At 55.8% G+C, this 8,265-nt stretch carries 8 protein-coding genes, 1 tRNA gene and 1 pseudogene; 6 read left to right on the top strand and 4 right to left on the bottom strand.

Translation table 11 applies throughout. From position 1 onward, the window contains the following. Positions 1-497 (bottom strand): annotated as a pseudogene (locus R6V78_RS01900) (urocanate hydratase); the annotation flags it as partial. Positions 498-765: 268 nt separating this feature from the next. On the opposite strand from R6V78_RS01900, the gene R6V78_RS01895 reads away from it, so the two are divergent. The 6 genes from R6V78_RS01895 (at position 766) to R6V78_RS01870 (ending at position 6,183) form a co-directional block, all read left to right on the top strand. After that, positions 766-1,527 (top strand): GntR family transcriptional regulator, encoded by a 762-nt coding sequence (locus tag R6V78_RS01895; RefSeq protein ID WP_410287627.1) that lies wholly within the window; start codon positions 766-768, stop codon positions 1,525-1,527. A gap of 82 nt (positions 1,528-1,609) precedes the next feature. Beyond that, entirely contained in the window at positions 1,610-2,461 is an 852-nt protein-coding gene (locus tag R6V78_RS01890) for a tetratricopeptide repeat protein (protein ID WP_410287626.1), read from the top strand. 8 nt (positions 2,462-2,469) lie between these two features. Beyond that, positions 2,470-3,444: a 4Fe-4S binding protein gene (locus R6V78_RS01885; RefSeq protein ID WP_410287625.1), complete on the top strand. Its 975-nt coding sequence runs from the start codon at positions 2,470-2,472 to the stop codon at positions 3,442-3,444. A gap of 13 nt (positions 3,445-3,457) precedes the next feature. Further along, a complete protein-coding gene (locus R6V78_RS01880) occupies positions 3,458-5,182 on the top strand; it encodes an adenylate/guanylate cyclase domain-containing protein (protein ID WP_410287624.1) in 1,725 nt (574 codons plus the stop codon). Between the two features lie 4 nt (positions 5,183-5,186). Next, positions 5,187-6,026 carry a 3'(2'),5'-bisphosphate nucleotidase CysQ gene (gene cysQ, locus R6V78_RS01875; RefSeq protein WP_410287623.1) on the top strand — a complete coding sequence of 280 codons (840 nt, stop codon included), beginning with the start codon at positions 5,187-5,189 and terminating at the stop codon, positions 6,024-6,026. Positions 6,027-6,108: 82 nt separating this feature from the next. Beyond that, positions 6,109-6,183 (top strand) — tRNA-Val (locus R6V78_RS01870). Positions 6,184-6,414: 231 nt separating this feature from the next. Here R6V78_RS01870 and R6V78_RS01865 read toward each other — a convergent pair. From R6V78_RS01865 to R6V78_RS01855, 3 genes are all read right to left on the bottom strand, one after another. Next, positions 6,415-6,921 (bottom strand): adenylate/guanylate cyclase domain-containing protein, encoded by a 507-nt coding sequence (locus R6V78_RS01865; protein WP_410287622.1) that lies wholly within the window; start codon positions 6,919-6,921, stop codon positions 6,415-6,417. A gap of 228 nt (positions 6,922-7,149) precedes the next feature. Continuing rightward, complete coding sequence (locus R6V78_RS01860) at positions 7,150-8,022, bottom strand: PhzF family phenazine biosynthesis protein (protein ID WP_410287621.1); 873 nt, start codon at positions 8,020-8,022, stop codon at positions 7,150-7,152. A gap of 20 nt (positions 8,023-8,042) precedes the next feature. Beyond that, on the bottom strand, positions 8,043-8,265 hold a 223-nt coding region (locus tag R6V78_RS01855), incomplete at its 5' end, for a hypothetical protein (RefSeq protein WP_410287620.1).

Below are 8,265 nucleotides of genomic sequence, written 5' to 3'. Positions count from 1 at the left end.
CCCAGGGGGTGGCCGGACTGGACCACGAGAGTCTGGTCGTCGGTAAGCGTTTGGAGATATTTTTTAATCAGTTGGAACTGCATCCAGTTCTGGCAGACGCTACCGGTCTCGCCGTAGGTGACCAATTCGTAAGGATAAAGGGCCACGTCGACATCCAGGTTGTTGTCCATCATCAACTGGAAGGCCCGCCCGGACATGCAGTTGCCTTGATATTGGTCGATGGGCAGCGCCCGGATCTCACCCGAGGGACGAAAGCGGTAACCGTAAATGCGCCCGCGGGTTTTCAGTTCTTCCAGAAACTCGGGAATCAGCGCCGCGTGATGCTGCCCGGGCACGTAGCGCAGGGCATTTTTGAGGGCCGTCACGGTCTGGCTGCGGCTCAGCCTGAAGCCCCGGTCCGGGGCGCGGCGGATGCCCTGCCGGAAAGCAGGCATCGGCGGCAGCGGGCCGTCCAAATGAATGTTCATAGCCGTTGAGATATCGATATTGTTCAGCATGGCAACATCCTTTTACTTCGCCCCGGCAAGCCGCCGGGAGGATTCACCGCGGGGATCGCAATCGATTTTTATGTCGCGCCCCAAGACGGTTCAAACAATTCGCTCAAGGTTGTATATACATTATAGGGTCGAGCCATAAAGGCAAGACGCCGACCTGTCAAGAAAAAATATGGACACCATCCACAAATGATGGGATATTCGCCTGAAACGGATGCAATGGGATTGCCCACGCCATGATTCTAACCCCAACCGTGTTCACGATACAACCTTGATATACAAACCACCCAGGCGCCCGTCAGCCACTTCCAAGGGACTGTTCATTAAACAGCAGCTGATCCAGGGCATGCGCGCCAAACGCTTCACCGACAGGCTCCCTTCGGAAAACCAGTTGGCCGCAACCTTCCGGGTGAGCCGGATGACCGCACGCAAGGCGCTGGGGGAACTGGAATCCGAAGGGTTGGTCAGGCGCATCCGCGGCAAGGGGACATTCGTCAATAAACCCGATCCGGCCATGGGCTATTTCATCGTTCAACCATCCCGTCGCCAGGCGGAAGACCTGGCGATGGCTTACACCAGCCGGGTTCTCGAATTGCGATCACTGAAAAAACCCCCGCCGACGGTTGCCCAGCGAATGGATTACCAGGGCAGGACCATCCTGGCCCGGCGCCTGCACTGCTTCGACGGCAAACCGGTGCGCTACGAAATCCGCTACCTGCGCGCAGATCTATGCGGCAGCATCCTCTTCGAAGACCTGGAGACGGTTTCCATCCACGAGCTGCTGGTGGATCGCCTGGACCTGCCGTTGACCCGGGTGTGGCAGCGAATCACCGCAGAATCACTTGACGCCGAGACCGCCGCGGTTTTCGGGGAGCCGGTCGGCCATCCGGCATTCCACATCCTGCGCACCACCTATACCCACGACGTCCCCGTCACCTGCGTGGAGTATTTCATCCGCGGCGAACTGGCCTTTGAAGATACATTCGCCCCCGGCCGAACTGCGCCGCCTCCCGGCGTCGGTTTCGGCCACTGACCCGAAATAAAATTGATCGCGTCGCAAGTTCGAATTTATGGCTTGCGCTTCTCGTTTGCGGTGGCAACCCCGGAGGTGCCAGATGACCCAATCCCCTACCGACCAATGCATCGTCCTGCCTTTCCGTGCCGACAAGCGGCAGCCTTTTAACGGCACCGGTCTGGCACTGCATTTCCTCGTCGGCAACGTGCTTGTGCTGCATACCGGACTCAAGGAAATGTGGTTTGGCTGGCGGGTAAAAAAGATCTTCCCGCAAATGACGACGTTTCAGCGCTATTGCCGCGATGGCACCGCTGAACTCGACCTGGTTCAGGTCAGCCGGTCTCAACAGGTGCGCTTCTGGATCTACGGCAGCCATACGGAAAAAGATGCCCGGCTTCACTTTTTCGATGCGCAAACACCCCATTCCGTGTCACCATCTGCCGATCTGGCCATAACCATTGACGACGGCCTGATCGGGTTTCGCACGCAATTGCTCACCTGGCTGGCGGCAGCTGGGCGCACCATGCCCAAAGAACAGGCCCTGGCAGCGCTGTGGCCTGAATCGATCAGCCCTGAAGGCCTGGATGCCGTTGGCCAGGCCCTGGAAAAATTCTATATTCATTCCGCCTATGGGGGCGACGGGCCTCTGGACGGGTTCCCCTTTGAAAAAGCGGTAAGCGCGGCACCGGAATCGTTCTTGGCCCAGGACCTTTATGGCTGGGCCCTCTACCGCAACCAGAACTATAAGGCCGCACGGAATGCTTTTCTCACGTCCCTGAGGATCAACCCGGCCGGGGCCGGGGCCATGTCCGGCCTGATGTGGTGCGGGGTTTACGGCAAGGACCTTGACGAAGCCATGTTCTGGTCCGGCCGAAAGGCCGACGTATGCCGCCAGGACATTCAGTCTGCCTGCGAGGAAGGGCGTCAACGCTACACGAAGGTCAACAAATAGGAAAGACCATGACCGTTCTGTTTGACATCTGTGGAATACCGGCATTTATAGAACCGTGGATCGACCGGTTCTATTCGCCGCGGGAAATTGAACTGCTGAAAACCCTCGGCGTGAGTGCAATGACTGCCCGTGATGCCGGCAAAAAGCTTGGGTTGGAAACAACCGACGGCTTCCTCGACCGCGCCTGGCGCCGGGGTGTCCTGCACCGCCTGGACGACGGCCGGATCGCCCCGGCGGATTTCCATACGCGTTTCGAAAGCTGGGCCCTGTTCGAAGGCTGGCAGGATCTGCCCGAGAAGATCAAAGGTCGGCTGAATCGATGGGAACTGGACCACTATGTAAACCGCCACCGCAAAACGGTTGAATCGCTCATGGCAGGCCAGCCGAGACCCGCGGCTGAAACCTGCCCAGAATACCTGCTGCTGGGCGAGGTGGCCCGCCTGTTCCAGCATATCGAAAGCTTCTACCTGTGGCCATGCAACTGCAGAGCCATGGTCCGTGGATGCGCCAAGTCTCAGCTGACCTGCATCCGCTTTTCCAACGACCGTGGTATTGGCTGGGAGATCTCCCGGGACCGGGCCCTGTCCATCGTCAATGAATCCAACCGCCAGGGCCTCATGCAGAGCGCCGAACTGGCCGTGGACGGCCGGGGCCGGCTTAACGGCGCCCTGTGCAACTGTTGCAACGACTGCTGCTTTCCCCACCAGTTGTCCAGATCATTGGGTGCAGAAAAAATCTGGCCACTGAGCCGCTACCTGGCCGAATTATCTCCCTTGCCATGCAACGGCTGCGGTCGCTGTGTTCGCCGCTGTCCCTTCGGGGCCATCTCCCAGGCAAAACGGGCCAAAGGCAGCCCGCCACCCATCCCCGCCATTGATGAAACCGTGTGCCGGGGTTGTGGGGTATGCGCAACCGGATGCCCCCAGGAGGCCATTGGCATGCAGAAAATCAAAGCGTCGGCGCTCGAAACCTATTACACCTGACGCGATTGTGTCTATGCCGCCCTATCATTTCAAAACCCTGCGTGCCCGTCTGACGGCCCTGCTGGTATTGCCGGTAGTCCTCATCCTGCTGGTTGCCGGTTTTTCAGGTTTCATCTATGCCCGCAATCTCATGCTCAGGCAATGGAACGAAACGGCTATTCTGCAACTGAAGCGGGCGGCACACGAAATTGAAATGCGGCTTTCGCGTCCGGTGCAACTGATGGAGATGTTCTCACAAAGCGGTTCAGATACACCGGACGCCGATCTTCTAGAAACAATCGTGCATAAACTGGAAACCCTGCCGGGAGTGGTTCGGGTGAACATCGGCTGGCATTCCCCTCCAACCCATGCGTACCCTAGCGGCGCGATGCACAACAGCATGGGCGGCGGCCGGTTCATGCGCTTCCATCGGGGTTCATTCACCCAAATTGCGCCGCCGACAATCGATGAACGCATTGGCACCCAGACCGTCAGCGTGACCATGGTCCTCATGGATGCTTATGACACGCCCGTCGGCAACCTTGAAATTGTCATCAAGTTCGACTTTTTGATGGCGGATATCTCATCCGCGCCCTGGTGGCAGAACGCCAATGCCTGCATCGCCGAGAAGACGTCTGGGAAGGTTGTTTTTGCAAGCGGCCGGTTGCAAGACAGGGTGAAGCTGGGTGAAACCGGCGATTCATTGGAGGGCAGGATGCTGGAAGCCATCGACCGGGAATCCGCAGGAACGATTTGGGGACCCGGAATTCCACCGGAACAGATAGCGGGTTTTCACAGCCTTGACACCTTTCCCTGGGCGCTGGTTGTGTTCGCCGACGGCAGGACGATTTTAGCCCCCATCATCAACTTCAGAAATGGGTTCCTCATCGGCGCAGTGATCCTTATTCTGGCCATCTTCGGTATCATTCGCCTTAACGTGGACCGCATGTCCGGCACCATCAGGCGCCTTTCCGACCGCGCCGGAACGGTTGCCGCCGGTGAATACGAAGAAAAAATCGAGGTGAAATCCCGTGATGAACTTGGCCGGCTGGCAACCAGCTTCAACACCATGATCGATGGGCTCAGGGAAAGGGATACGGTTCGCAACACCTTTGGCCGGTACGTGGACCCGGATTTCGCCCGTGCACTGCTGGAGCAGCCTGAAGCCGGTCGGTTGGGGGGCAGGCGGCAGGAGGTGGCCATTCTCATGGCCGACATTCGGGGGTTCACTCCCATGACCGAAGGCCTCTCTCCGGAAGAGACCATCGCGGTGCTTAACCGCTATTTCTCAGCCGTCATTCCTCTGATCCAGAAACACCGGGGAATCATCGTCGATTTTATCGGCGATGCGATCCTGGCTTTTTTTGAACCGGTTGATGAATCCATTGAGGCCACGGCCCTTCGGTGTGTTCGGTGCGCCTTCGACATGCAGGCGGCGATGGACAAGCTTAACCGTAAGTTGGCCGAGCTGGATCTACCTGCGCTGAGGATGGGCATCGGCGTTCACTGCGGGCCGGTCGTGGTGGGCAATATCGGATCGCAAGCACGCAAAAAATATGGTATCGTCGGCGCATCGGTAAATATCACCCAGCGCATTCAGGGAAAGTCGAAAGAAGGGGAAACGGTCGTCTCCGAGCCGGTGATCGACAAGCTCGGGTCCAGGGTCTCGGTGGACCGCTCGTTCTCAGCCGCGCTCAAAGGCGTATCAGCGCCGGTGAAGCTGTACGCGGTCCTTCCAGGCGAAAAACCAGAAAGGTAATCCAGTGACAGAAAACCGAACGTTATGGCTGCAAACCGCCATTGTCAGCGCCGTCAAGGCAGGCGCGGCCATCCTCGCGGTGTATGATTCAGCCGACATGGGCGTGGAGAAGAAAGCGGACAATTCCCCCCTCACGCGTGCAGATCGTTGCGCCCACACCATCATCAAGGCGGATATCGGCGGCTTGGGCATCCCCATGCTCAGTGAGGAGGGGCGTGACATCCCCTTTTCGCAGCGCAAGCAGTGGCCGCGCATGTGGATCGTCGATCCGTTGGACGGCACCAAGGAGTTCATCAAACGCAACGGAGAATTCACGGTCAACATCGCCCTGGTGGAAGGGGGTATACCCACCATGGGGGTCATATACGTTCCGGTGTCCGATACCCTCTACTTTGCAGATCATGGGCTGGGGGCCTTCAAGATCGGTTCATGGCGGGAGGCGGAAATCGGGGTGAAAAACCCCGGGAGCATCGGCAATCCCACATCACTGGTCGGAAAGGCCGTCCGAATGCCGCTGCCGCAGGATGAAAAGCGACGCTTCACGATCATGGGCAGCCGCTCCCACGCGACACCGGAACTGGATGCCTACGTAGCGAACATGCGGCACCAACATGGTGAAGTGGATTTCATCTCGTCGGGCAGTTCCCTGAAAATCTGCCTGGTAGCCGAAGGCCGGGCAGACATTTACCCTCGCCTGGGGCCCACCATGGAATGGGATACGGCAGCCGGTCATGCCATCGCCGCGGCCAGCGGGGCGATTGTTGTCCGCCACGATGACGGACAGCCCCTGGTCTACAACAAAGCGAACCTGCTCAACCCGTGGTTCATCGTCAAACGGCCCTGAATCAAGGGCACCCGCAGGACTTCGCAAGAAAAAAGGCTTGACTTAGCGAACCCTACCCTTTTATATGTGGGATCACCTTTTGGGGCGATTAACTCAGCGGGAGAGTGCCACCTTCACACGGTGGAAGTCACTGGTTCAAATCCAGTATCGCCCACCAGAATTATCAAGGGTTTGCAAGCACTAAAGCTTGGAAGCCCTTTTTTTTATGAGCTTTCGCAAGGCAGCGTGTGTGTGAATACATGATTGATATTATTTTACGAGAATTAACGTTTTCATTTTTAAAACGCCTGCTACCATTTTGATACCGGTTGCCGAAAAAAGGGTGTTTTCCAACCGGCAAGCCGGCTCTGATTAACCGGATTCATCAGGAGGGCATAGACGTTTAGGGTCACTGTCGGCGATCATTGAAACAAGCTGCGATTGAATCCTTTACCGTGCTGGAAACAAGGATTTCACCCGGACTCGCTTCCTGCATCACCCGTGCGCCGATGTGCACTGCAATGCCACCGGCTTTACCGCTGATCATTTCACACTCACCGGTATGCAGTCCTGCTCGGATCGCAATACCCAGAAACGAAACGGCGTCTCGAATTGCGCATGCACAGCGAATAGCCCGAGCAGGCCCATCAAATGTGGCGAAAAAGCCATCACCGGCTGTATCGACTTCCTGGCCCCGAAAGCGATGCAGTTCCCTGCGCACAACGGTGTGATGGCGTTCAAGTATGTCATGCCACTGACGGTCTCCCAACTTGGCCATCATTTCTGTTGAATTAATAATGTCCGTGAAAAGAACCGTTGCCAACCCGGTCAGAAAGTCCGGTGCCTTGTTTATCAAACATGATGACACGGCAGAAGCTGCCCAGTTTTCGCAACCATCGTGAAAAGTTTGGATCATCCCAATAGTTTTCTATATGAGAGATAAACCCGGGAACAAAAACGAGGTCGACATCGCCTTCACCAAACACCTGATAGGCGACGCTGATGTCACCGTTTTTGGCGTATCGGGTTTTTACGGGTTCCATGAACCTCCCTTTGTGTTCCGACCATGCAGTTTAAAGCGCGCAGATGTTACGAATAGACACCCTTCGGTCTGGATTGAATTGGTTAATCGCCAGAGCACACATCAACAATCGACCTTCCTGATCTCGCTGACGGCGGCCATCCCCCCAGCCATGAGGCTTGAGATCGAGCCGTCTTCTTTGTGAAGTCTCACGGAAATAACACTTGGTGAGGGTTGAGGCATTAAATAGCCTTGTTCAATTGCGAAGCTGTTTTTTTTCACATTCAATTTGTCGTGCAGATAACAGGCGAGAGGGCCTGCTGCCATACCCGTTGCCGATTCTTCATCAATTCCGTATCGCGGGGCGAACATACGCGCACCGGCATCCCGACCGCCTTTCGTTGTTTGCGGTGAAAAGATGTAAAAACCGATAAGGTCGTATATTTCGCTCACTGTTGCAATTTGAGCTTTGATTGGAACAATTGATTTGACATCCGCCTGGTTTCGGAGCGCGATAACCAGAAACGAGTTCCCCGTATTGACGATGCTGGGCTGCACCCCTTCCAAAATATCGGATGCTTTCAGACCAATAGCGGCCATCGCGCGAAGATGATCTGCCTGGCTCAAATAAGTATAACGAGGTGCCAATTGCTCCATAAATGCATATTCGCCCTCCATTAGAATTTCGCGTCGGCCGTCGACAGTCTCTTTAGATGTCTGGTCACTGTTCAACATGCCAAGCTGTTTCATATAACTGAAGGTCGCGATAGTCGCATGACCGCAATGAGCAATTTGACGGGTTGGTGTAAAGAACTCCAATTTATAATCCGCAATAGATGAGGGCGATACGAAAGCGGTTTCCGAAAGCCCTACTCCTGCGGCAATACATCGCTTTTGGTCGTGAGAAAATTGTTGCGCGTCCAGGACAACTCCGGCGGGATTACCGCCGACGTTGCCGTCAACAAAAGCATTAACAATCGGCACCTTAATTTCCATACGGTCACTCCCCAGGTCCATCAGATGCATAGTTTATTTATATAAATAACCATTTGATAGCGGCTTTGCCAGGTATATTCGGTACAGTCTTGGTTCTCCGCTGCAAAAAAGGATATCAAGATGGGCAAGTGCATTTGCGAGGGGTTGCCATTCGTTTTTTTTGCTTTACCTGCTAAATTTAGAACATTTTTTAGACGCTGATCTATCTCCACCATTTTAGCTTCATCTTGGGCGACCTCTAAC

The organism is Desulfosarcina sp., assembly GCF_046496365.1.
Classification (GTDB): Bacteria; Desulfobacterota; Desulfobacteria; order Desulfobacterales; family Desulfosarcinaceae; genus Desulfosarcina.
Note: the sequence above shows the minus strand (reverse complement) of the source record. Positions and strands in the feature narration are given on the sequence as shown.